Source organism: Chryseobacterium sp. DZ-32, from assembly GCF_059587025.1.
In genome coordinates this window covers 16,870-41,869 of sequence record NZ_JCAIOM010000011.1, presented here as the reverse complement: position 1 = coordinate 41,869, position 25,000 = coordinate 16,870, and the positions used below count along the sequence as shown (strand labels likewise).

Sequence of the window (25,000 nt, the reverse complement as noted above, 5' to 3'; positions counted from 1 at the left end):
ATTTTTTGATGTAATTCTGAGAAGAAGGTTAAAACTCATAACGGGTTAAGGATTGTTAATATTGTTTTTAGGCTGAAAGCTGGAAGAATGAAGCTGGGAGTTATGGTTAAAGGAAGGGGAAATTTCTCTTTACTTTCATTATAACAAACGTGAGTTTTTATACAAGAGCTTATTACTTCCAGCTTCCATCTTCATGCCTCCTTTCTTGTTGCTATAATTCACTTTTTGAGGTCAGTTTTTGATAAAATTTGTTAAACAAATATTTAATTTTTGTTAAAATTAAAGTGTTGATATTCATTATTTTATAAATTTTATTAATGTTAAAATCAATTGAATACTTTGGCTTGGCATGATTTTTACATCCTCTTGTTTAGTAAAATTAAAAAATTAGAGTTATGAAAATGTTTAAACAAGCAATAGTACTGGCTGGTATTTTAACAGCTGGTATCGCAAGCGCCCAAAGTGCTCAAATGAACAATATGATCAAGGTAGGTGCAAATGTTGGTTTAGCAGTTCCCGCAGATAACCTTTCTGCAGCAGTAGGAGTGGATGTAGCTTACCAGAATCTGATTACACCGGGGTTTGGGCTGGGTATCGCATCAGGATATACTCATTATTTTGGAAAAGACAACAACGGATATAAAAACAATGATGTAGGAGTAGTTCCTGTAGCAGCTTTAATCAGAATTTATCCAAAACAAACCGGTTTCTATTTCGGAACTGATTTAGGATACGGATTTTTAGTTGGAGATAAAGCTGTAGCATCCAATACCAATGTTGAAAGAGCAGGCGGAGGCTTCTACCTTAAACCGGAGATCGGATACCACAACAGAGACTGGAACTTCTTCGTACAATACCAAAAGGTTTTTGTAGGTACTAAAGGAGATTTGCCAGGTCAGGACTATAATGTGGGGAATATCGGGGTAGGATTCGGTTATAATATTCCATTAGGAAAGTAGTTAGATTTAATATATAAACAATTATTAACCAAAACCTTTTCATGAAAGTGAAAAGGTTTTTTTGTTCTGTGCAGGATTTACAAAAACAATTATTATATTTGGTAAAATTTGAGGTTATGATTCTGAATCCAAAATTTCCACTTTATTTACCAGGAGTAGAGAACAGTAATAATGATAGTGTTTCTATCATTGGAGCAAGTCTTCGTGAAGATATAACAATCTTAGGCTATTTTGTTTCCGGGAACGGAGGTCTTGAGATAAAAGTAGAAAATACATATGCAACCAAAGAATATGCTTCCTTTTCAGATATTTTAAAGAAGTTTATTCAGGATAACCAGCTTGAGAATGTAAAACGTCTGGGAATGGCTGTGCCAGGTCCTGTATTGGACGGGAAAAGCAGTCCAGCAAGATTAGGTTGGCATTTAGATATTGCCGAATATACCCGCGATTTCGGGTTTGAAAGAGTAGATATGCTGAATGACCTGGAGGCTTCTGCTTATGGAATGGCTCTTCTTGAAGATAATCATCTTGAAGCGATCTATACAAGCGGACATCTAGAAAAAGGAAATGTAGCAGTTCTGGCTCCCGGAAACGGATTAGGAGAAGCCGGATATTTCTTTGACGGAAAATACCTGAGACCTTTCGCAACAGAGGGAGGGCACTCAGAATTTTCACCAAGAACCAACGTAGAAGTTGAATTTTACCAGTTCTTAAATAATATCTATGGTATTGTAAGCTGGGAAAATGTATTATCCAAGTCAGGACTATTCAATATTTACAGATTCCTGAGAGATGTGAAAAGACATCCGGAACCGGAATGGTTAGGAGAACGTCTTGCGCAGGGGAATTTTGTAGAAGAACTTTATAAAGCTGCTGTTGAGGAAAATGTACTGATCTGCAGAATCGCTTTGGATACCTTCCTTGAGTTCCTGGCTAGAGAGGCCAATAACTTAACATTAAAGTTAAAAGCTACCGGAGGATTACTGATTGCCGGCGATATTCCACAGATGATCGCAGAATATATCGACAAGGGGAAATTCTATGAGAAATTCAAGATCAGTGATAAAATGGAGGAAATGCTTAAAAATATTCCCATCTATCTGGTCAAGCAAAATCACACAGCATTAAATGGTATAGCACTTTACACCGCTTACTATCAGCTATAAAATAAAGCTCCGAAGAAATTCGGAGTTTTTTTATGGGATGATATTATTCATGAAAATTATAAATTTTATTGATATACATCAATGAAATCTATTGAATAAGATACCTACCTTTGTATTGTTAAATAAGTAAACAACTCTATTCAATGAAAAAAATATTTTTATTAGCAGTTTTAGCCGGAGGTTTAGCTTTCGGACAGTCAAAAAAAGTAGTAGCATCTGATGTACACTGGTGGGGATACAAAGTAGCAAAATCTGAGGCCAGTTCTCACGACGGTACTGTAAAAGTGAAATCCGGAGATATGGTAATGAAAGGAAACCAATTGGTAGGCGGAAGCTTCGTATTGGATATGACTTCTATTACTTCTACTGACCTTACAGGAGAATACCAGCAGAAATTAAACGGACATCTTAAGAATGGTGACTTCTTTGAAGTTGAAAAATTCCCAACAGCAACTTTCAAAATTACAGGAGTAAAGAAAAACAATGATAAAATCTACAATTCTCTTGTAACAGGAAACCTTACTGTAAAAGGAAAAACCAGCCCAATCTCTTTCCCTGCGAAGATTTCTTACAGCAAAGGAGTGGTAAGTTTAGTATCCAACAAATTCTCTTTCGACAGACAGAAGTTTGATGTAGCTTACAAGTCTACGATGCAGGACGTTTTTGTGAAAGATGATATTGATATGCTTGTAAAGGTAACTGCTCAATAAATTAATCAAAAAAAGATTATTAAAAGTGTAGAAGTTCTACACTTTTTTTTATTTTTGTTGAATTGTAAATAAAAAAGAATGAAAAGATTACTATTGTTTGCTATGGTGTGCGCAAGCATGTCATTTGTTTCTGCCCAGAAGAAATTTGATAAAGTGTCAAAAGTGACTTCATCAGAGATCAGATGGTGGGGGTATAAAGTGGTAAAAACTGAAGAAACTTCCCACTCAGGAACAGTAAAGCTGAAAAGTGGAAAATTTAACTTTGACCATACGGTCCTGGTGGATGGAGAGTTTGTAATAGATATGAGAAGTATGATGGCGGGAGATGTTTCTGATGAGGATCAGATCAAGCTTACTAATGATCTGAAAAGCTCAAACTTTTTTGAAGTAAAAAAATTCCCCATTGCAAAATTCCATTTGACTAAAATTATTCCTTTGGCAAACAGTGAATACAATTCTACAGTGTACGGTGACCTTACCCTTAAAGGAGTAAGAAAAACAATTTCTTTCCCTGCGAATGTATACGTTACCCAGTTCACAACTTCTATTGAATCTGCGAAGTTCTCCCTGAACAGAAGAGATTTTAAAGTATTCTATCAGTCTTCATTGAAAGATTATTTCATTAAAAACGAAATGGACATTCAGTTTAAAGTTTCTACAGAAATGCTGGATAACGAGAATAGAGTTCCGAAAAAGAAAAAGTAAAATATATTCTACTGATACAGAAGAGCAGTTCGTGAGGACTGCTTTTTTTATTTTCCTTATATAAAGATCTGATCCCGCACTTCTCTTGTTTCTGTATTTTTTATAAATTAGTGGTATGAAAATTTATATCGTAAGCGGTCTGGGAGCAGACTTCAAGGTTCTTGAAAGAATAGAGTTTCCCAAACACTGTGAATTGATTTTTATAGACTGGCTTATTCCCGAAAAAAATGAGCCTTTCGATGCTTATGTTAAAAGAATGGCGGAAAAAGTAGATGATTCCGAGCCTTTCTGTCTGTTGGGGTATTCTTTCGGAGGAATTATTGTGCAGGAGATTAATCAATTGAAACCTGCAGAAAAAGTAGTGATCCTGGGAAGTATAAAATCGGACAGGGAAAAATCCAGATTCATCAGGACAGGTGAGATTACAAAAATTCCAAGAATACTTCCTGTAGGTTTGTTCAACGACAAAGCTGCCAATGTATATGCCGTTGTCCGAAAGCTTTTTGATCCTAAAAACCCGAAACTCCTTCAATATTTTAAAGTAAGAGACCCTTATTACCTCAAATGGTCCGTAGAAAAAGTTTCCGAATGGAAATTTGAAGAGAATCCCAATGTCATTCAGATATTAGGTGATAAAGACATTGTTTTTCCCATCCGCTATTCAAATCCGAACTATGTGGTGAAAGGAGGAACACATCTTTTTCCGGCCACTAAATCCAAAGAAGTTTCCAAAATACTGGCAGAGATTTTTTCTGAAAAAACTGAAAAAGTCACAGATTAAATATTTTTTTAGGGGTGTTTGGTTTAAAAGTGTAGTTTTTATGGAATTTATATTTAAATTTGATAGGGTTAAATATAAATTTTATGAAAGTAGGATTAAAATGGATCGTTTCATTCTCTGTTATCGCAATCGTTGCCATTGGGGGATTATTCTGGAATCCGGCTGCCGATATTCCTGATACAAGGGAATTCTTAAGTGAAGATAAAATTGTTGGCGCTGATGTTGCCTGGATTCTGGCTGCGGCAGGACTTGTTTTGCTCATGACACCAGGGCTTTCCTTCTTTTACGGAGGAATGGTCGGAAGGAAAAATGTAATTTCTACCATGCTGCAGAGTTTTATTGCCTTAGGCGTTATCTCCATGGTTTGGGTGGTCGTAGGCTTTTCTTTATCTTTCGGCGAATCTATTGGAATTACGGTGGCGGGACAGCATTACGGGATCATTGGAAATCCACTCAGTTATCCCTTTTTTAAAGGAGTAGGAAATCTGCCCCATAAACTGATGGCTCCCACGATTCCATTTATTCTTTTTGCCTTGTTTCAGATGAAATTTGCTGTTATTACTCCGGCTATTATTACCGGATCTTTTGCAGAAAGGGTTCGTTTTATATCTTATTTATTGTTCATTGTTCTTTTCAGTATATTTATTTATACACCGCTTTGTCATATGGTGTGGCATCCTGAGGGTCTTTTAAACAAATATTTCGGGGTAAAAGACTTTGCAGGAGGAACCGTTGTGCATATGAGTGCCGGCTTTGCTGCGCTTGCGGGAGCTTTGGTGGTAGGAAACCGGAAGAATCCTCACCATGAGCCTTCCAATATTCCGTATGTGCTTCTGGGAACAGGAATGCTGTGGTTCGGATGGTTCGGATTTAATGCCGGATCTGCTTTGAGTGCTTCTGCATCTGCGGCTACCGCTTTTGGAACAACTACCATAGCATCTGCTTCGGCGATGATGACCTGGATCTTTTTTGATAGAATCAATGGGAGAAGTGTATCGGCTTTAGGAGCCTGTATAGGAGCTGTAGTAGGATTGGTGGCCATTACTCCAGGGTGCGGTTTTGTAAGCATTCAGGAAAGCCTTTTTATCGGATTTATCACAGCAATCGTTTCCAATCTGATGGTGAACTGGAAGGTTTTAAAAAAAGTAGATGATACCCTCGATGTTTTTGCCTGCCATGGAGTAGGAGGGATTATGGGAATGATTCTTACCGCCATTTTTGCTCATGGTGAAAAAGCAAGTCTGCTTCATGGCGGGGTTGATGTTTTTCTTCATCATATGGCAGCCCTTGTTTTGGTTTCTGTTTTTACTTTTTTAGGTTCATTAATTTTATATAAACTTACAGATTCCATGATCACATTAAGAGTTTCTGAAGAGTCTGAAAATAAAGGGCTTGATCTTTCGCAGCATGAAGAAAGCCTGCAATAGCTTTTATATTGTGACGATATGTTGATATCATTAAAAATTTGAAGGTATATTTCAGGATTTATCATGTATCTTTGTTTCTGAGGAAAATGACGAATCATTTATGGAATCAATATCGGTTTTTGAAATTATTAAAGTAGGAATAGGTCCATCCAGTTCACACACGATGGGACCCTGGAACGCAGCGGCAGCATTTATCAGGATTATAAAAAGAGAAAGATCAATAGAAGAAGTTAAAGAGGTTTTTCTTGAATTCTTTGGCTCACTCGCAAAAACGGGAATCGGGCACGGAACTGATATTGCGGGAATGCTTGGGTTGAATGGAGAGGATTTTAAAACGATCAATACTTCAAAAATTGATGAAAAGATAGATTACATCAAGAGTACTCAAACCATTAACCTTGGTGGTGAAAAGGTAATTCCGTTCATCTACGGACATCATTTGATTTTAAATATGAAAAAGAGCCTTGATTTTCATCCGAACGGAATGATCTTCAGAGCTGTTTTCGAAGACGGAACTGAACTTGTGCAGGATTTTTATTCTGTAGGAGGAGGGTTCATTGCCAGTCAGGAAAAAAACTCTATTCAGAAGCAGTGTGTACGTACGCTGTATCCTTGTCATAAAGCTTCAGATATTGCAAAATATTGTGAAAAGCTGGGATTTGATAAAATGTCGGATTTGATTTTCATGAATGAAGAAAGCTGGAGAACCCAGGATGAAACGAGGCAGGAAGCACTTTATATCTGGCAGCAGATCAAAGAATGTATCTACAAAGGTGTCAATAAGGAAGGAGTTCTTCCTGGCGGACTGAATGTTTCCAGAAGAGCCGCAGGGATCAACAGAAAGCTGCTGGGAGATAAAATCTATAAAAACAAAGACGAATGGTTCCAGCAGGTAGTAGATGCTGAAGAGAACTTTACTAATATCAACAAGTGGATTGCCTGCTTTGCACTGGCAGTGAATGAAGAGAATGCAAGCTTCGGAAGAATTATTACCGCACCTACCAATGGAGCAAGTGGAGTTATTCCGGCGGTATTGATGTACTCTCAGGCATTTACCCCATTTACGAGTGAGGAGGATATTATAAGATTCTTGCTTGTAGCGGGAGAAATCGGGACTTTATTCAAGAAAAATGCAACTATTTCTGCAGCGATGGGAGGATGTCAGGCGGAAATCGGAGTATCTTCTGCAATGGCAGCAGCCGGACTTACAGAAATCTTAGGAGGAAGTGTAGGACAGGTATTGATGGCGGCAGAAATTGCGATGGAACATCACCTTGGATTAACCTGCGATCCAATTAAAGGGCTGGTACAGATTCCATGTATTGAAAGGAATACGATGGGAGCGATGAAAGCCATTACAGCAGCCAATATTGCACTGGAAAGTGATCCCACGAAAGCAAAAGTAACATTGGATGAGGTGATTCTGACCATGTGGGAAACAGCTCAGTCTATGAGTGACCGTTTTAAAGAAACTTCCGAAGGCGGACTGGCAATTGCTGTTAACGTTCCTGAGTGTTAATAGAAATACCATTATTTTACAACATAAAACCCTTAGACATTACTGACTAAGGGTTTCTTAATAAAATAAAAGTAAAAACCGTTGGGCTTTTAGTATCGTGTGGAATTGGTTACCTTAAAATTCCTCTGATCCTGTTGGCATTGGTGATCAGCTCTTCAAGGTATTCATAATTCTCTTTTTCAAGGGCAGATTTGAATTTTCTGAGCTGGGAGATATGTTCGTTCAGAACATCCAGCACATTTTCTTTGTTTTGTTTAAAAATGGGAACCCACATTTCAGGATGCGATTTGGCAAGACGTACCGTACTTGAAAAACCGGAGCTCGCAAGCTGAAAAATAGTTTCTTCCTCACGTTCTTTTTCTAATACCGTATTGGCAAGGGCATAAGACGTTATGTGGGAAATATGGGAAATATAGGCAGTATGAACGTCGTGATCTTGTGCATTCATGTAAATCATGTGCATATCAAGGGCATTAACCACTTGTTCAACAATGTTCAGTGCATCTTCTGCGGATTCTTCTTTGTTACAAATGACACCTGCTTTTCCGGAGAAACTTTCTGCAATAGCGGATTTCGGGCCGTTATTTTCTGTTCCCCACATCGGGTGGAAAGCCACAAATCTTGAACGTTTCGGATGGTCTTTTACTGCATGTACAATGCCTGCTTTTGTAGAACCTGCATCCATTACCGTCTGCTGGTCAGTTACTAAGTCAAGAACAGAAGGCAATAGTTTTCTTGCCGCATCTACAGGAATAGCAAGGATAATCAGATCCGAATTTTTAATTCCATGCTCAAGATCTACTCCGGCATCAATGATTTTAAGTTCTAATGCGTCACTGATATGCTGTGTATTGTTATCGATTCCGTAGATGAAGCTGGCAATGTTTTTCTCTCTTAATTTCAAGGCCATCGAACCTCCGATTAATCCCACTCCAATAATACTTATTTTCATCTTTTTCTATTTTTTAAAATAAAAAAACCTCGTCCCTAGGACGAGGTTTTAAATTATATTCATAAGAATCCCTATCCCAGAGCTGAGGTAAAAATTCTATAATAATATGTTCCGTTGTTAAAATTCACGTAGCAAAGGTAAAAATATTTTTTAAATGAAACGAAATTTCTTTTCTAAATTATATATAGATGGGGTGAATTGGTGTGTAGAGGGGTATTTTTAGGCTTACTTTATAGATATTATTTCGTTTTATCTAATTCTATCCATTCATTAAATGTAGCTTCACCTCCAACTCCTTTAATAAAATAGGTGTTGTTTTCTTTTTTTATTTTAAAATTAGGTATTGCTGATTTACAGTTTTTCTCGTTTCCTGAATAGTATAATTCTAAAATATCATTTTTTTCAAGAGTTTTATAATCACCATTGCAAATAATTGGTTCTTGATACGTTTCTGTTACTAAGATTGCCTTATCTTTTTTTATACTAAAAGAATATTTAATAAATGCAGTGCCCGTTGTTGTTTCCTCTGTTGCTTGTGTTACTAAAAAATGACCTATAAATTTGGAGTTTATAGTGTTTGAGTTTTCTGATTGATTAATATTAGAAAATTTATTTTTATTGTCATGAATTGGATCATCCGACACATTAAGTTTTGTTGCTGGGCTGTCATTTTTTTTAAGCGTTGATGTTTTAGTTTCATTGACTGTTTGGTTATGACTACTTTCTTTACATGTAACAAGTATAAAAGAAAATAAAATTAAAAAGTTTTTCATCATTTGTTTAAGTTATTTATTCAGATTTCATCCTGCTTTTGTGAACATATCCTTTTTTACCTTCTTTAGAAACCACTAACCACCAATCTCCGTTTTGATCTAAAACTTCAACTTGTTCACCTGTGTTGATTTTTTGCAGGATTTGGGAAGAAGAGTTTTTCTCCTTTCTTAGGTTGGTAAAACCATCACTATCCTGAATGATAAAATTGGTATTGCTTTCTTTTTGGTAAATGTATTTCACATAGTCTTTTAAAGTAGGAAATCATAAAATTTATTTTTTTCCAGATTTGATTTATATGTTGGATTTTTATTTAAATAGCTTTCAATATCACCTTGTATTCCAACTCTTAATTCTCTCTCAAATAAATAAGATATTGTTTTTTCAGGTTCAAAATATTCTTTGGGAGATGATGATATTTTACTTATAATATCACCTATTCTTAAATAACCATCACCTTCTTTAGCATAAGAAAAGTCTTCAACTTTACCTTTATAAATAATAGTTTCTATGTCGTCAAATATTTGTTTTTTCAATTTTTTATACCCGCCAGAATCTATAAAAATTAACTGCTCCATATCGGAAAGACTATTAAAATCGAATTTTTTAAATACTGATTCTACAAGCTTTTTATCCTTATTGTATCCATAGTAAACAACTAAATCGTATAAAAGATTTGAATTGTTTGTTTGCAGCCAAACATAAGATACGGGAGTATTATAAAATATATAAGAATTAAAATGATACAACAAGTCAGGATTTATAAACTCTGGTTCGGCAGCACCAGCGTCCTGAATGAAAATAAATTTATTTTCTTTAATAGCTACCTCTGGAAACATTGCCGGACGTAAAGCAATTATGGAATTTTTATAATCTTTCAAATTGAAAGAAAATACATCCAAAATTTTTTGATTAAAGGTATTTTCATCAGGAAATTGAAATTTTCTTTGCTCTAATACTTTTTTTGCTTTATTGATAAATTCAGGAGACAGGTCATCATAGTTTGATTTTGTGCCGTCTCCTTCATCTGTAATGTTACAAGGTTTGTCTTTTAATGAGTTTATTTCTTTGATATTCTGCAATTGAAGTTTACTTTCTTGTCCAGTGCAAGAAAGTACAAATGAATACAAAAGAGCTAAAGAAATGTTTTTTATCATTTGTGTTTATTTTAGAATCCAGCAATAAATTGCAGAAGTTCTATCTTAATCAAATTGTAATAATTATTTTTATTTTTTTAATATTACATTTTTTAATCCATACTTTTTTTCTGTGTTTTCACTCTCAAACAGTAATTTGCCTTTATCATATTGAAGAATACCAAAATAAAGTGGTTTATCTGCATCACCAGTGTATCCATTAATCACCTCTGAATATTTTAAAAATATTTTTCCATCAATAGTCTTAACTTGTTTAAGCAGGTATTGATTATACATTTTCCCCATATTTCCAGATTCTGTATAAATGATCGAATCTTTATCAATTTTCAATGAGATTCCATAATCATCTAACTTCTCGTTGGTTGCAAAATATTCTCCTGACGGAATTGAAATCTGTTGTTTTGATAGTGGAATACTTCCTACAATTTTCTGTAAATCAGATTCAACAGTTTGATTATTAAGGGTGTCCTTTTTTTCTTCTCTCTTCTGTTCACATGAGTATGATAGAAATATGAGCAATAGTAAAATTAAAAAGCTTTTCATTATATAGCTGAAGGTTTATTTTTAAATGTAATCGATAGAAGAACTATCTTATAAAACCATCTTTTTGTATTTTATATTTCTTTTTTAAGATTCTTTTTTCAGTTGCATCTTTCCTTGTATATAATTCAACTTCAAAATCTTTGGTGATTAGAAAATCTTCAACTGTTTGTTCGTCAAATTTAGCTATCTGTAAAGAAGAAATTAATTTATTTTTTTCAACCACTTTTAAATAATAACCTTCAATGTCCGAATCTGTATAAGCGAGAATTATTGGTTGAAAATTATTGATTTTTGGAAGTAAGAAAAAACTACTTGGAGCATCCTTAATACCATATGATTCTAAAATACTTTTATATTCAGAATATTGGTATGATGGATACCTACTTTGACACTCACCCTCATTTTCATTACAAGTAGAATAGTAATTATCAAAATCGAAAGGTAGCGCACAGATATTATATTTTTGGTTATTAAGTGCATTATTTGCCTCTTTTATTTGTGAAAGATCAAAATTCTTATTTTGGATAATTTCAGTAGCAAACTCTCTAAAAGAGTCTTGTGCATCGGGCATAAGATTACTTAGAACATTTTCATTTTTTCCTTCAATACTTATTTTTTCAATTTCTTTATTTTTATTATATGAGAAAAAATAAGTTTCATAGTAGGTATCGGATAGCTGTTCATCAGTATACATCTCAACTTTGAACTTAACTTTTATTGAATTAGCATCATTTTGTAGAATATTTTCAGCAGTATAAGTCATTGCGCAACCCGAACCACAGCTAATCACAAAAGATTTATTATTTTCTACGTTTGTCTTTTGAGATTTTGAAATACTTTGGTTTTGTTGAGCTACTGGTGTTTTCAGTATTGTTTTTTGTGGATCCTTTTTACATCCAATCATGGATAATAGGATAATTACTAATAAAATGTTATTTATTTGCATTCTTTGAATTTATTAAAACGTTTTTAATTTGTTCTGGAGTTATATGTGCTTTATTTAAACCGTCACCAGCATAATAAGATTCTCCACCTTTGGCATATCTTTTAATTATTGAAATAACTTTTTTTCCTTTTTTTATCTTTTTATCACTAATTCGCCTTCCCTTTTCAACACCAATACTTGCCCACTCTTTAGCAGAATCATACATTGCATCTTCAACACTTCCTTGCCCTTCTAAATATGCAATTATTTTAGGTCTTTTAATTTTAATTAGATAATCATCGAAGATTTTGTCTTGCATTTCTTTATCTAGTTTTTTATTAGTATCTAACCCTAAACTTGTAATTGCATCATTTAAAGTATTAGGAATTAATTGATACCTACCCACAGCGAAAACGTCTCTATTTGATTGTTTATCTTGAACTTCTTTTATTGTAAGTTCAATAACTTTTACATTATTGATAACCTTGAGACCTCCTTTAGTTTGATTGCATTTATTATAATCATCACTTGACTCGCGTATTGCAATTAGATTGCCAAACTCACTATGTGACCATTTTCGTTTATCATTAGTATTTTCTTCATTTTTATTTGATTGAGAAAAATTATTATTACACGCACAGGTATTTTGAAAACCAAGGCGATTCGCTAAAGCTATAATATTTTCTCCGTTAACAGCATTATTATTTTTTGCAAAAAACTCATCTTTAAGATAATCTAAATGAAAAGTTCTTACATCATAGTGTACCCAGGTTGTAGCAATAAACTCAGTCTCTATTCTATTTCTTGAACTTGGTTCTAGGGCAAAAACGTTTTTTCCTCCCCATCTATATTCCGCATTTGTATATTTTATAAGAAGGTCTCTTACTTTATCAGCATTTTTTTCAGTATTAATACTATCAGAAAGTTTATAAATGTGAAGATCAAGAGCTTTACCCATATGATTAGTACTACTCCTTCTATTTTTTTTGTTATTTACATTGCATCTATATCCAGAAAAAATTAATCCTACTTTTAAACCATTTTGTTTTTCTTGATTTGATAAATAAAATTTAATTGCTTTTTCTACCCATAATAAGGATCTATGAATCCCTGGATATTCATATTTTCTATTTTTTTCAGATATTTTAGAATTATTTTTTTGTTCAGGGAATAAACCATTACCGAATCCTGAACATTGACCACAAGGACATTTTGCTTCATTAATATTAACCGGATATTTTATAGCAAACTCATCAATGGCTCTCAAAACATTACCACAAATTTTTCCAGTTTCTGTCACCTTCATATAATCTCTCTGAAACTGCTTAACCATTTTTTCAGTTCTGTCTGTAAATTTATCTGTAGGTACATTTCCTCCAAAACCAGCTAAGCGAATATTAATTTCTCTAATTAGTTCGCTAGGAGGGGAGTTTTTATCAATACAATATTTGCCACCGCATCCTTTGTCTGCTTTCGGCTGCTTCTGCACCCCCGCCGCACTCTTCACCTTCTCCACCTGCATCAACCCATCCGAATTTACCCCAAATTTCTGAGATTCCGCAGAAAGATCTTTGGAGATAATTTCGATGAAATAATTTTGTGTACCGGAGTCAGGATCGCCGATAGGGGAGTCTATTCCTTTTCCGAAAATGTCTTTGGTAATGACAAATCCTGAAGTATCACATACATCGGCAGGAATTTTAATATTTCCGCTTCTGTAAACTTCATCATTGGAAGTGGTATCATATTCCCAGACTACATATTGGATGTGTTTTCCCACCATATTTTTGGAGTGGATTCTTACCCTAACTTTATTTCCTACAGCAACTTTGGAAAGTTCATTTCCTTTATCATCTATGAAAACAGCTTCTATAATATTACCTTTAGGATCCGGCTGTTTGGGACCACCTCCTTGTCCGGCCGGGAATTTTGGCGTGTGTTTTTCAGGTTGCGGCTTGGGTTTTGGCTGGTTTTGAGGCTGGCCTTTATAATCCGGATTGGCTACAGCTACATTCACCTGGCTGGCTCCCTGAATTTGCCCTGAATAAGTGGCTGTAACATAATATTCATGATTCGCGCCTTCATTCCTGTCACCTTTCATCAGAAACTGATTGGCCATCTGACGAAGGATTTTTTCATCAGACATCAGGGGTATTGACACTTCTGCAATCCCTTTTTCATTGACGCGAGCCTTATAGCTGCGGGTGTGACGGTTGTTTTTGTTAATACTGGCATCGTGCCCTTTTCCAGGAGCGTCATCTTCCCAAAGATGAAACTCAATCTCTTTATTAAACATTGCAATACAATGAGCCTGCGCAATAAGAGTATCACGGTAGCTGGCTTTATTGACGTCTTTTGCTCCTCTGTTGAAGAGTACTACTTTATCAATCTTCGGAACTTTGTTGCTTGTTGGTATTAATACACAGCTTCCAGCCAGTTCTCTGGTAGAGGGAAGACCAGGTAAAATACCTTTTTTAGTTTCATAGACTTTCATTTGAAACTCTATTCCCAGTGCTATTTCCCCAAAATTGTACGTTACCTTTTCACCGGTCTTGGGCTTTCCGGTGATGTCTTTCCAGCTTCCGTTCTTTTGTTTCTTAAAAAGATACCATTCATAATCACCTTTAAGACCAAATGAAAGTCCTGAAGGTTTTATTTCGTAGGTATAGGTTGTTCCTACCAGAGGATTCTGATTCCCAATAATAGTTCCTGTCATGGCTTAGCTGTAATAAAGTTCGTCTGTATCTTTTGTATCTTCCTTGAATTCATCAAAATCCACAACAGGATTATAAACCTGCTGTTCCTGCGTATTTGCTTTGGGAACCTGGCTTTTACCGACTTCGCTTTGCTGTCCGTGTTTGAGGATGGTAATTTTCCCTCCCGTACTGCACATGAGTTCTGAGATTTCCGTAAGACAGCTTTTCCCCATCACTTTTACTTTTTCATACGTCTTCTGCCACTTTCCGGCTGGAGCATAAGCACACGGAAGATATCCTCCTGAAGTTGGCTTGAGCTTGCATTGTCCAAACGGCTGTGCCGCAGGATCGAGCTGAAGATCATCCTCTGTTACGGCCAGATAATCAGCGTTTCCTTCTTCATCATTCCAGTAGTGTTTCTGATGGCTGGTCACTTTAAATTTTGGAAATTTAAATCCCTGATTACATTGCACGGTTCCTTTCTGCACAATGAAATATTTTCCTTTATGAGGACTAGAACCACTGTCTTCTTTTTTATCTTCCTTTTCTTCTTTATCACTTTGTTGTTCCGTTTTTCCGGATGACTGCTCTTCATTTCGTGGAGTTTCTTCCGTTGAATTCCCTTCATAAGAACCTACATTTTCTGTAGATTCCTCCTGGGAAGATGCAGCTATATTTTGAGGTTCTGTTTCCTCAGCCATGAGCTGTGGATCTTCCGGAATCAAGATCGTTTTTCCCGGAACAGGTTCCTGCATGACATCTTCCGGCGGACAGTGGAGATTATGGTAAGTTTTTAAAATACCTTCATTTTTCAGCTTAAACTGCCGGGCCAGAGAACTGAAAGTATCGCCTTTTTGTGTGACATAATTTTTCATATTATCCTTGTGTTATATTGATGTGATGTTGGTGTATCAATACCTCTTCATGGCTGAGTAAAACCGAGGCTTTAGCCTGAAGAAGATTCTTATTTTTAGTGTGAGTGGTGTATTCTAATACAATATTTCCTGAAGCAGGTCTTGCAGCCGGTTTTTTGAGCCTGATCCCGCGCATGATCTCCTGTGAGGTACATAATTCAGTGATTTTTCCGCTTAAAATAGTTAAAACAGAGTCCTCTTCTTTATTTTTATGTTCCGGTTTAATTTCACAGGCTACCGGAAATGAATTTTGTACAAAATAAAAAGATTCTGTCCACTTTATTTTTCTCCTGAACCAGTCTGTTTGGGGAAACAGAGTCTGAAACAGCAGTGTGCTCTGAAATTGCTGTAATAAAAACGCTTCATTGCTGATGTTCCTTTCAAAAGAATCCATATAATTTCGAGCGACTTCACCTACATAAAACTCTTCAAGATCTTTACGCTGTCTGCTAAAAGTTTCCGTGATTTTTTTATGATCTGCCAATCCTTTTATCCTGCCATGTTCATTAAGAATAAATTCAAGCGGCATAATACTTTTCATGCAGGCTATCGAAAGGCCGCTTACCTTATCATCCGGTTCATTTCCTCCGGATTTAAAGTCTCTCTGACTGTAGCTAAGGATATACAGACCTGTGTTTTGGTCTTTTCGGAGATTTACATCAATGGTATAATCGATGTTAACTGAAGATTCGAAAGAGGTTTCAAAAGTCTCATTAATACTATAAGTTTGGGCCCAAAAGGAATCAGAGAACTGGCCGGGAAGACTGTTATTCCTTTCATTTTCCTTCTGTGATTCTGTTTTAAAATGAGTAGGGACAAAAATATTTTTAACGTCATTAAGGTTTTCAAACCAGACTTTATCCATTTTCGGGCAATGGGAATTATGAAACAGCTTAAGCTCCTCACCGGTCATACCCAGCCGGGAAGCGATGGAGGTGAGCGTGTCTCCGTTTCGTACCTGATATTGTAAGAAATCAATTTCCATCCAATGTGAATTATCAGATAAAGCTATTAAAAAACACTGTTGGAAATAAATTTTTGGGGTTAAATTTTAAAAATTGTAGTAGAATTACGACATGAAACTGATGGTGTGAAGAAACCACTCCGAAAACGACCCCGTCAAAAATTCTTTGAATTTTCGCCACCTCTCCGGAGGATGGGAATTGTACGTCTTCAATTGTGGTGCTGGTCAGGATTGGAGTTTTTGTTGATGCTTTTCTTGTTGGTTTAATGTGGCTGGATTTCTACGGAGTGGCAAACTGTATGGTAAGACAATCATTCCAATTGTATCATTCTGTAGGAATCTTAGCTGGTATAAGGATTTTCAAAGCTAAAACAGTTATTTGTAACTTTTGTGGTTTCATTATATGCAGTACAACCAAAAGTTATTATTAATTTTAAAGCTATAAAAAAGAAAATATGAAGAATAGATTCTTGCATGGAGTTTGCATAATATTGATCAGTTTGAGTTTTGCATATGCTCAGAAGTCCGGAGATCAGTCGCCTGTTTTTTTCACTATCCAAGCACAGGATACTGTAAAGAAGGGAGAAGCATACAATGAGAAAGATACAACAGGAAACAAGAGTTTAAAAAATAGGATAAAACCTATTCAGGCAAATTTTAAAAGAATCAATTCCGTGACAAAATGGACTGCTGTCAAAAAGAAAGATATTGAAGGAGAATCTGCAGAAGGTGGGGAGGCCACATTTTATTACACAGATGAAGGTCTGCAAAAGGTAATTGCGAAACATTATGGAGAAATCGGGCAGAAGCTGACAGAATATTATCTTCTTAACGGACAGCTTTCTTTTGTTTTCGAGAAAGATTATAAATATAACCGACCGCTTTTCTATGACACTAAAGCAATGAAAGAAAATAATGACACGGAAGCCTTTGATTTGAAAAAATCAAAGATTACAATGACCAGGAATTATTTTGAAAACGGAAATATCATTATGATCACCAATACTACAGGACACGGATTTAGTATCGGTGCGGATTATCCCGCTGAGCAGGAGGAAAAAATCAAAGAGGATTTTAAAAGGCTTCTGAAGCTTGTAAACTAGAGTAGTGTTATGATTTATCAGCCTTGATAATATTGAGCCTTTCTTCCACCTCATTGATTCTTTTAAGCCAATAGTTAATACCTTCCTGATTGGTCACTGTTTCTTTGAAAGCATTACGGTTGACGGCCCATAGGTGTGAGCTGTTTTTCTGATAGTCCAGTTCGCGTTCTTTTTTATTTTCAGGCTCTATGCGGTATCTCCAGAATACCAGAGATTTCATGTATTCTGAACGAACTTTTTCCAGATGATCAATAATGGCCTTCCGGTCCTGAGGAATATATCCGGGACCAGAGCATCCACATGAATGAAAAGTGATTCCAACCGTATACAAATCCCGGATATGAGCCCATTGCTTATCATCATTTTTGGGCGGGGATTTAAAGTCAAGTCCCATATTGGCCATCAGATTCCCACATTCCGGACACTTGGCTTCCACAGAGGTCTGAGCATCCCGGTCCACATCTTTCAGGTGGCGGCGTTTGAATGTTTTCTGGCAGTTGAAACAGGCATAATGACCTTTGTAAACCATCATGGCATATCGGCACATAGTGTTCTCTTATTCTTTGGTTATAAGTTATTTTTATTTGTTTTCCTCCTCATTAAAATTGATTCCCATAAAGCTGGCGGCGCTTCTCGGGTCGTAAACCGACCACACATCTCCCCAGGGAAATCTGAAGGTACAGCCGGGATAAGGTTTTTTCTTTTTTTGGGTGGGTGATATTCCAAGGACTTTGGTCAGGAAAGTATTATTCCGGCGGAAAATATTCATTTCTTTTTCCTCTGTCCATTCATTCCAGTCTTTGGCATCACTGTTTTCCCATGTATTCATATGGATGATGTCCAGCTGATCTTTAAAAAAGCACAGACTGAAAGATACCTGATATCCCTTTATTTCTACAGGCTTAAAATAATACCAAAAATATCCGGTTTTTACGTCCCACAGATCATGATACTTTTCTTTATAAAAATCAGACTGTTTCAGCTGGTCAAGACTCATTCCTTTATAAAGTCTGGTAGTAAAGGTTTCCAGCTCTATAACTCCATTTTCACTGTTAATCAGCATGTCCCAAAAAATTGAAGCCATAAATATACCCGTTTTTTCTTTACAGACAACGAATAATATTTACAGCTTCAATAGAAATAGAAATATCGGTGTGTGTTATTGTGTTATGGATTTGATATTATTAATGTTGATGGGATGTCAGACAGCCATAGACTTTTTGTATCGATCAGGTTTTTCCAGCTTTTACTGCTGATGAGCATCAAATCCTGAGAACCCAGAAAATCTTTTTCAATCTTTTTCTCATTGTACAGAGTGATGTGGTTTGGAGCTACCTGTTCAATGCTTCTGATCAGTTCTTTTACTTCAATATTATTTCGGATCTGTCCTGCCGCATCCAGAATGATAATCTGAGAATTATTGTTATTGATCAGTCTTTTAGCATATTCAAGAAGGTAAAAATCACTCAGATTAAAGATCGGAACAAATACTTTATCTGCCGCTTTAAAGTCCTTTTCCACCAAAATTCCTACGGGAATATTGGTTTTGTCGAGAATCTGAAGCGTAAAATCGTCAAAAGGAGAATTGTTGAATATATTTCCTTTGCCTTTTACCGTGTTCAATAGTTTTTCAGGATTAATAATCTTGGTGGTAAAGCCTAATAACCTTCCTAATAAACTTCCCTCATACATAGATTTCCCAAGCATGATTAGGAGAAGATCATAATGTCCTTTGTTGGTAATGCTGGTAAGATCACTTTCGATATCAGTAGATGCTTTGAAGAGGGTAGTGACTTCCAGATTCAGATCTTGAGAGGTTTCAATGACATTCTGAAACTGTGACTCTTCATACTCATTGATGTCATAGGCATGCATTTCATCTACCGGAGCAATATTCATCGCGGTGATGCTTTTATTACCGTTCATTTTATGGGTGAAATTGTGTGCTAGCTTCAACAAAGTACTTCCGGATTCCGGCTTGTCAAATGAGAGAAGAACGCGGTATTTGGAATCATTATCCTGAATGGATTCGTCCTGATTTTTTTTAGATTTAAAAATAAAATTAATAAAATCCAGTGCAGGCCCAGTCATGAAAGTGGTGAAGAGAGCCATGATCACAAGCATTGCAAAAATTTCAGGGCTTAAAACGCCAAGGTCATATCCAATGTTGAGTACAATAAGTTCCATAAGGCCTCGTGTGTTCATCAGAGCTCCTATCGTCAGACTTTCTTTCCAGTTAATACCTACAAATCGTGCCGTCAAAGCACTTCCTGCAAACTTTCCGAGAACCGCGGTCAGAATAATAAATCCGGCGGTCATCCACAGATGACTGTCGTTAAGAAGGCCGATTTGGGTACGAAGTCCTGTGAATACAAAGAATAATGGGAGCAGAAGTACTAATGCCACATCCTCTACCTTATCAATAAAAAGGGTGCGGAACTTTGTATTTTCCGGCATAATAGCTCCCGCCATAAAAGCTCCAAATAAAGCGTGAATACCGATTACTTCAGTAGCATATGCAGATAAGATCAATGTCAGAAAGAAAATAGCCACCATGGGTTTGCTGATCGTATTTTTTCCGGCCTGAAGGTCTCCGACTCTTTTCAGGAAGGGTCTTACAATTTTAATCATTAAAAATACATAAGCAACAGCCATGATAATCACATAGATAGAGCTTGCAAAAGAACCTGCCTTTACAATAGCAATTACAGCAGCAAGAATACACCATGCGGTAATATCATCGGCAGCAGCACAGGTAATAACAATCGTTCCCAGTTTGGTTTTCTGGAGGTTTCTTTCCTGTACGATTCTCGCCAGTACCGGAAATGCTGTGATACTCATCGAAATGGCTATAAATAAAGCAAAAGAGGTAAACTGGATACCATCCGGAGCAAATTCCTGATACACAAAATAAGAAAGGCCTATTCCCAGAGCAAAAGGAATAATAATACTTGCATGGCTGATGACAACCGCATCATGAGCTTTTTTCCTTAATACACTCAGATCCAGCTCCATTCCAACAATATACATGAACAGGATAAGACCTATCTGGCTCAGAAACTGAAGGTTGCCTAATGATTCTTTTGGGAAAAGAAAGGCGGAAAACTCAGGGAAGTACATTCCCACAAGTGAAGGACCGAGTACAATCCCTGCAATCATTTCTCCGATAACCGTAGGCTGTTTTATTTTCATACAAATCCATCCGAAAAGCCTTGCTGTCATAATAATAGTGACAATTTGCGCCAATAATAGCGCAAGCGGATGGTGAAGATTGGTTTTGAATGATTCCAGGAAATTATCCCAGGTAGAGCCGCTGCTGGTATTGGCAACGATATTTTCTTTTACTTCCAGCGTCTGCCCTTCAATGATGAAATAATACATCAGAGCGGAAAAGACTGCGATGGTAGTAATGTAGAAAATTAAATTTTTGTATTTCCCCAAATTCATGATTCCAATATTTTATGCAAAGTTGAAAAGAATATAGTTATGTTAAATACTCTTTTTTTTAAAATGTAATGAATGTTCTAAAAAATGTAATAAAATCTATTTGAACGAATAACCCATTCCAAATCCTATTTTCCAGTTCCCATTCAGATCTGCTGTCTTAGCGTTATAGTAGGCAGGAATCTGGAAGGCTATTTTTTTATAGACCACAGTAAGACCTGCTCCCAGCGTAGGCATAATAGGACTGTTTTTGGTTCCGGAAGAATGGTCTTCTTTAATTCTCAGTGAAGGAAGCATTCCAACAATGAATTTTACGCTTTTATGGGTAAGATTTACATTTGGACCTGTAAAGTTGAGATAAGCACCATGATCTACATATCCGCCTATTGCTATTCCGTCAAAAAAAGAGACCTTCAGTTTTGAAGAGGCTTCCTGGGAAAAACACAAGCCGGATAGGAGAAGTCCTGCAGCATAGAAGCAATTTTTCATTATAAAATCAATTAATTCTATGCAAAATTAACAGGATTCAATACTGAAAAAGGGGAGTTGTAATGAAGGACTTATATTCTGTAATGAAACCGGAAAGATTTGAAAAGATCTATTTTCCGAAGAGCTCCATCAATGAATTTTTATAAGCATCTCCGATCTGAAGTTTCAGAAAAGAGTGATCTTCCGCAGGAATGGTGGTAATAATTTCGTTGGTTGAAAATACCTTAATGGAAGACAATGCGATAATTTCTTTTTTGTTAACCTGAGCAAAATCTTTTGATGGCAGCATTTCCAGAAGGTTTTTGAAATTCAGGTTTTTTAAAACGATGGTTGTTCCGTCAATAAGCATAATATCTTTATCCCTGCTGTCGATTTCAGAGGTTTTGATGTAAGAAATCTGCTCTGTGAATATAACGGTTTTTCCAATATTGGTATTCCACTCGATAAAAGTTTTTTTAGGAGCATTTTCTACCAGTTCTTTAGCTTTTTCGAAAGCTTGAACCAGTCTTTCTTTTTTGATGGGTTTTCTTACATAATCCACCACATTCAAATCGAAAGCTTCAGCAGCATATTCTTTGTAAGCTGTTGTAAAGATGATTTTTTTAGAACCTGAAATAATCTCAGCCACCTGAAGACCTGTCATTCCGGGCATTTCAATATCCAGAATGCACAGATTACAGTCGAGGCTTTCTATTTCATTCAGAAAAATTTTAGGATCATTGAATGCTTTTACTACCTCTACATTCTCAATCTGCTCGCATAGAAGTTTTAAATAGCTGATGGCCAGTAATTCATCATCCAGAATAACGCATTTTATCATAGAATTCTCCTAAATTGATTTTTAATTCCGCCGTAAATATTCCGTTTTTTGAGCTTCTTTCCAGCTGATAATACGTACTGTAGATCATTTTAAGCCTCTGATCAAAAGACTGGCTTCCAAAACCGCTTTTTTCCTTTTCCAGAATATTTTTCAGAGAAGCTTTATTACTGACTTTCATAGTGAAAATACCGTCCTCAAGCTCCATATAAATGGAAATAAAAGAATCCTGAGCCAGAAAATCCGTATGTTTGAAAGCATTTTCTATAAGGTCCACCGAGATCAGCGGAGCAAATACCTTTTCTTCATACAAAGCATCAGATTTATTGATCCTGGATTTAATTCTGAAGTCAAAAAGTGGATTGATCTTGATTTTATTAATTTCAATAAGGCTTAAAGCAAAATTAAGCTCTTCTTTCGGGCTTACATACTTATTGTTGCTTTCGTATAAAATATAATCCAGCACATTGGCCAGCTTATCCAGTGACATATACGTCTGATAGGCATGAGACTGCACCGAATTCAGAATATTTTTAAACAAATGCGGATTCAGCTTTGTGCCGATATGTTCCAGACGGACTTCATTCAGGTGCTGCTCAATAAGTTTGTTGGTTTCCGATAATTTGGTATTTCTCTGTTTCAGCTTCTGATTCTGGCTGAAGAGATAAATACTGATAGTCAGAAACAGGAAAATGGCAAAAACTCCGATGAATATCAGATAATCATGAATCATGTAGTAATTGCCGTCCATAGCTTGTACTTGAAACTATTTCAGTTTTTTAAGACTGTTTACCGTCACCGTTTCTTCACATTTTTCATACGTGATCTCGTAAGACGGATTTTTTTCAGGATAGGTTAAAAGATAGTCCGGACATGGTTTCTTTTGTGCATGGCTGCGGTCAAAATCTACCTTTCCGTTGGTAATGATGCTGTCTTTTATAAATTTCTCATCAATCTTGTAGGCTGCCATTGCATTTTTAGCTTCTTCAGAATATTTGAATTCTTTGGAAAGACTTTCAGCAATCACACGGCTGTTCGGTAAATATCCGCTGCAGCTTGCTCCTTTTTTGTTTAAAATAAAAAATACGATCAAAAGCCCCGGAACGAAGCCTATTGCATAAAATTTCAGTTTCTTCATTAGAAAATTAAAAGATTGATATCGTGGTACGTAAGTCCGAAACGATCGCAGATGATCTTCTTGGTATGTCTTCCTTTGTACATATATAAGCTCTGCTTCATTTCATTTTTGCGGATCAGCATGTTTTCAAAGCCGCCCTCTTCGTCATAATTTAAAATATAGGAAAGGAAGAAATTCGAGATGGCCTTGGTGGTGGTTCTCGGCATTCTTGAGGTAAGATTCGGAAGTCCGCAGTGGATGACACCGTGTTTGATGACATAAGGATCTTCCATGGTGGTAAGCTCTGAAGTTTCGATCACTTTACCGTTGTCTATGGTAATATCGATGATGACACTGCCTTTTTTCATTTTCATCACCATATCTTCAGTAACGATAGGGGTCATGTTCAATCTTGGAAGTGCTCCGATTACTACATCGGCACGTCTTAAACTTTTGCTGAGCTCTTTAGGATCAATAATAGAAGTCGGTACGCGGCTGTCAACAATCGTGTGAAGCCTTCTAAGCTTGGATAAAGAATTATCGAAAACTTTTACACTTGCTCCTAAACCAATGGCTGCTTTTGTAGCAAACTCACCTACAATTCCGGCTCCAAGGATAACAACTTCTGCGGGTCTTACTCCTGTAATTCCTCCCAGCATTAACCCGTTTGATAAGGCTAATAATTCGGAGGCATATAAGATTGAAACGGTTCCTGCAATTTCCCCGACTAATCTTACCAAAGCCAGCTGCTTGTATTCATCAACGATAAATTCAAAAGCGATGGCGTTTATTTTTTTCTCTGCAAGCTTTAAGAAATACTCCTTGTCTCTAAGATTAATTTGAAGTGCCGAAACCAGATACGTATTAGGCTTCATGTACTCAATTTCATCTTCTGTAGGAGGGTTCACCTTCAGGATAAGATCCTGCCCGAAAGCTTCTTTTGGATCATTGGTGATCTTCGCTCCAGATTCGGAATACTGTAAATCTGTAAAAAATGAACCTTGTCCGGCCCCTGATTCAATAATGATCTCATGGCCGTGCTCTACCAACACCTGTACGGCGTCAGGAGTAATACAGGTTCTCCTTTCGTTGAGACAGGTTTCTTTAGGAATTCCAATACTGAACTGTTTCCCTTTCTTTATAACCTCCAATTTTTCCTCTTTCGGCATTAATTCTTCTTCTGTGAAAGGAGTAAAAATATTTGTACTCATCCTTAAATTAAATTATGTCTTACAGATTGTTTTTTTACACTCAATTAATGAGCAAAGATACATAATATTTAATCGAATGAAATCTCTCTGTTTTCACCCGTATTCACAATACTCATTGTGTGGTACTTAAGACCATAAAGCTCCTCTTCATACACTTCCGGCCACTCGATGATGCATAAAAAAGAGTTGTCAAGATATTCTTCAATTCCGATATCATAGACTTCTTCAATGTTTTTTAAGCGGTAAAGATCAAAATGATATACTTTTCCTTTTTCGGTATTGTATTCATTCACAATAGAATACGTGGGAGAGTTTACTTCATCTTTGCTGCCCATATTTTTAAGCAGAAATTGTGTGAAAGTAGTTTTCCCTGCTCCCAGATTTCCCTTTAATAAAAGAATATTATGTTGTAATTGAGGAATGATGGTGTCAACAACTTCCTGCCAGTCTTCGATTGTATGGATAGTGAACTGCATATACTAATTTGTTTTGCAAAAATAATGATTTATGAGTTTTTATGAGTGGAAGAAGTCAGAAATTATAAATTGCAGGTTGGAAGCTGGAAGCTGGAAGTTGAAAAAAGCAACTTTTACATTCCCATTCTTAAATCTCAAACTTTCGAACCAGCAT

At 36.1% G+C, this 25,000-nt stretch carries 26 protein-coding genes; 8 read left to right on the top strand and 18 right to left on the bottom strand.

Going from position 1 to position 25,000, the window contains the following annotated elements:
* Nucleotides 1–395: 395 nt before the first annotated feature.
* The 7 genes from AC59HC_RS13635 (at nucleotide 396) to AC59HC_RS13605 (ending at nucleotide 7,267) form a co-directional block, all read left to right on the top strand.
* Nucleotides 396–959, top strand: a complete 564-nt coding sequence (locus AC59HC_RS13635) for a hypothetical protein (RefSeq protein ID WP_202839593.1) — start codon at nucleotides 396–398, stop codon at nucleotides 957–959.
* A gap of 116 nt (nucleotides 960–1,075) precedes the next feature.
* A complete protein-coding gene (locus AC59HC_RS13630; protein WP_496558813.1) occupies nucleotides 1,076–2,125 on the top strand; it encodes a glucokinase in 1,050 nt (349 codons plus the stop codon).
* A 143-nt stretch (nucleotides 2,126–2,268) separates the two neighbouring features.
* A complete protein-coding gene (locus AC59HC_RS13625) occupies nucleotides 2,269–2,835 on the top strand; it encodes a YceI family protein (RefSeq protein ID WP_137905858.1) in 567 nt (188 codons plus the stop codon).
* A gap of 78 nt (nucleotides 2,836–2,913) precedes the next feature.
* Nucleotides 2,914–3,540: a YceI family protein gene (locus tag AC59HC_RS13620; RefSeq protein ID WP_411413604.1), complete on the top strand. Its 627-nt coding sequence runs from the start codon at nucleotides 2,914–2,916 to the stop codon at nucleotides 3,538–3,540.
* 115 nt (nucleotides 3,541–3,655) lie between these two features.
* Nucleotides 3,656–4,321 (top strand): alpha/beta hydrolase, encoded by a 666-nt coding sequence (locus AC59HC_RS13615; RefSeq protein ID WP_202839589.1) that lies wholly within the window; start codon nucleotides 3,656–3,658, stop codon nucleotides 4,319–4,321.
* A gap of 83 nt (nucleotides 4,322–4,404) precedes the next feature.
* On the top strand, nucleotides 4,405–5,748 hold the full coding sequence (locus AC59HC_RS13610; protein ID WP_496558812.1) for an ammonium transporter: 1,344 nt from the start codon (nucleotides 4,405–4,407) through the stop codon (nucleotides 5,746–5,748).
* Between the two features lie 100 nt (nucleotides 5,749–5,848).
* Complete coding sequence (locus AC59HC_RS13605; RefSeq protein WP_110009219.1) at nucleotides 5,849–7,267, top strand: L-serine ammonia-lyase; 1,419 nt, start codon at nucleotides 5,849–5,851, stop codon at nucleotides 7,265–7,267.
* Between the two features lie 109 nt (nucleotides 7,268–7,376).
* Here AC59HC_RS13605 and AC59HC_RS13600 read toward each other — a convergent pair whose 3' ends face one another.
* From AC59HC_RS13600 to AC59HC_RS13560, 9 genes are all read right to left on the bottom strand, one after another.
* Nucleotides 7,377–8,219 carry a prephenate dehydrogenase gene (locus tag AC59HC_RS13600; protein WP_496558811.1) on the bottom strand — a complete coding sequence of 281 codons (843 nt, stop codon included), beginning with the start codon at nucleotides 8,217–8,219 and terminating at the stop codon, nucleotides 7,377–7,379.
* Nucleotides 8,220–8,458: 239 nt separating this feature from the next.
* Nucleotides 8,459–8,995 (bottom strand): hypothetical protein, encoded by a 537-nt coding sequence (locus tag AC59HC_RS13595; protein ID WP_330745608.1) that lies wholly within the window; start codon nucleotides 8,993–8,995, stop codon nucleotides 8,459–8,461.
* 13 nt (nucleotides 8,996–9,008) lie between these two features.
* On the bottom strand, nucleotides 9,009–9,233 hold the full coding sequence (locus AC59HC_RS13590) for an SH3 domain-containing protein (RefSeq protein WP_496558810.1): 225 nt from the start codon (nucleotides 9,231–9,233) through the stop codon (nucleotides 9,009–9,011).
* 8 nt (nucleotides 9,234–9,241) lie between these two features.
* Nucleotides 9,242–10,147: a hypothetical protein gene (locus AC59HC_RS13585; RefSeq protein WP_496558809.1), complete on the bottom strand. Its 906-nt coding sequence runs from the start codon at nucleotides 10,145–10,147 to the stop codon at nucleotides 9,242–9,244.
* A 69-nt stretch (nucleotides 10,148–10,216) separates the two neighbouring features.
* Entirely contained in the window at nucleotides 10,217–10,690 is a 474-nt protein-coding gene (locus AC59HC_RS13580) for a hypothetical protein (RefSeq protein ID WP_496558808.1), read from the bottom strand.
* A gap of 43 nt (nucleotides 10,691–10,733) precedes the next feature.
* Nucleotides 10,734–11,636, bottom strand: a complete 903-nt coding sequence (locus AC59HC_RS13575) for a hypothetical protein (protein ID WP_496558807.1) — start codon at nucleotides 11,634–11,636, stop codon at nucleotides 10,734–10,736.
* Complete coding sequence (locus tag AC59HC_RS13570; protein WP_496558806.1) at nucleotides 11,623–14,109, bottom strand: peptidoglycan-binding domain-containing protein; 2,487 nt, start codon at nucleotides 14,107–14,109, stop codon at nucleotides 11,623–11,625. The genes AC59HC_RS13575 and AC59HC_RS13570 overlap by 14 nt, the downstream gene beginning before the upstream one ends.
* Nucleotides 14,110–14,334: 225 nt before the next feature.
* The gene (locus tag AC59HC_RS13565) at nucleotides 14,335–15,186 is read right to left on the bottom strand and encodes a DUF4280 and LysM peptidoglycan-binding domain-containing protein (protein WP_496558805.1); all 852 of its coding nucleotides are present in this window, start codon (nucleotides 15,184–15,186) and stop codon (nucleotides 14,335–14,337) included.
* Between the two features lies 1 nt (nucleotide 15,187).
* The gene (locus AC59HC_RS13560; RefSeq protein ID WP_496558804.1) at nucleotides 15,188–16,210 is read right to left on the bottom strand and encodes a LysM peptidoglycan-binding domain-containing protein; all 1,023 of its coding nucleotides are present in this window, start codon (nucleotides 16,208–16,210) and stop codon (nucleotides 15,188–15,190) included.
* A gap of 434 nt (nucleotides 16,211–16,644) precedes the next feature.
* Between AC59HC_RS13560 and AC59HC_RS13555 the strand changes: the two genes are divergently transcribed.
* A complete protein-coding gene (locus AC59HC_RS13555; protein WP_343642256.1) occupies nucleotides 16,645–17,292 on the top strand; it encodes a hypothetical protein in 648 nt (215 codons plus the stop codon).
* 7 nt (nucleotides 17,293–17,299) lie between these two features.
* On the opposite strand, the gene AC59HC_RS13550 is transcribed toward AC59HC_RS13555, so the two are convergent.
* From AC59HC_RS13550 to tsaE, 9 genes are all read right to left on the bottom strand, one after another.
* The gene (locus tag AC59HC_RS13550) at nucleotides 17,300–17,824 is read right to left on the bottom strand and encodes a hypothetical protein (RefSeq protein WP_343642254.1); all 525 of its coding nucleotides are present in this window, start codon (nucleotides 17,822–17,824) and stop codon (nucleotides 17,300–17,302) included.
* 48 nt (nucleotides 17,825–17,872) lie between these two features.
* A complete protein-coding gene (locus AC59HC_RS13545; RefSeq protein ID WP_496558803.1) occupies nucleotides 17,873–18,376 on the bottom strand; it encodes a hypothetical protein in 504 nt (167 codons plus the stop codon).
* Between the two features lie 83 nt (nucleotides 18,377–18,459).
* Entirely contained in the window at nucleotides 18,460–20,733 is a 2,274-nt protein-coding gene (locus AC59HC_RS13540; RefSeq protein WP_082798726.1) for a cation:proton antiporter, read from the bottom strand.
* Nucleotides 20,734–20,835: 102 nt separating this feature from the next.
* A complete protein-coding gene (locus tag AC59HC_RS13535) occupies nucleotides 20,836–21,225 on the bottom strand; it encodes a hypothetical protein (protein WP_202839552.1) in 390 nt (129 codons plus the stop codon).
* 109 nt (nucleotides 21,226–21,334) lie between these two features.
* Nucleotides 21,335–22,045 (bottom strand): LytR/AlgR family response regulator transcription factor, encoded by a 711-nt coding sequence (locus AC59HC_RS13530; RefSeq protein WP_202839549.1) that lies wholly within the window; start codon nucleotides 22,043–22,045, stop codon nucleotides 21,335–21,337.
* Nucleotides 22,020–22,793, bottom strand: a complete 774-nt coding sequence (locus tag AC59HC_RS13525) for a histidine kinase (protein ID WP_496558802.1) — start codon at nucleotides 22,791–22,793, stop codon at nucleotides 22,020–22,022. The genes AC59HC_RS13530 and AC59HC_RS13525 overlap by 26 nt, the downstream gene beginning before the upstream one ends.
* 15 nt (nucleotides 22,794–22,808) lie before the next feature.
* Nucleotides 22,809–23,180: a hypothetical protein gene (locus AC59HC_RS13520; protein ID WP_496558801.1), complete on the bottom strand. Its 372-nt coding sequence runs from the start codon at nucleotides 23,178–23,180 to the stop codon at nucleotides 22,809–22,811.
* Nucleotides 23,180–24,370 carry an alanine dehydrogenase gene (locus AC59HC_RS13515; protein WP_062671272.1) on the bottom strand — a complete coding sequence of 397 codons (1,191 nt, stop codon included), beginning with the start codon at nucleotides 24,368–24,370 and terminating at the stop codon, nucleotides 23,180–23,182. The genes AC59HC_RS13520 and AC59HC_RS13515 overlap by 1 nt, the downstream gene beginning before the upstream one ends.
* 68 nt (nucleotides 24,371–24,438) lie before the next feature.
* Nucleotides 24,439–24,846: a tRNA (adenosine(37)-N6)-threonylcarbamoyltransferase complex ATPase subunit type 1 TsaE gene (gene tsaE, locus AC59HC_RS13510; protein ID WP_202839540.1), complete on the bottom strand. Its 408-nt coding sequence runs from the start codon at nucleotides 24,844–24,846 to the stop codon at nucleotides 24,439–24,441.
* Nucleotides 24,847–25,000: the final 154 nt, after the last annotated feature.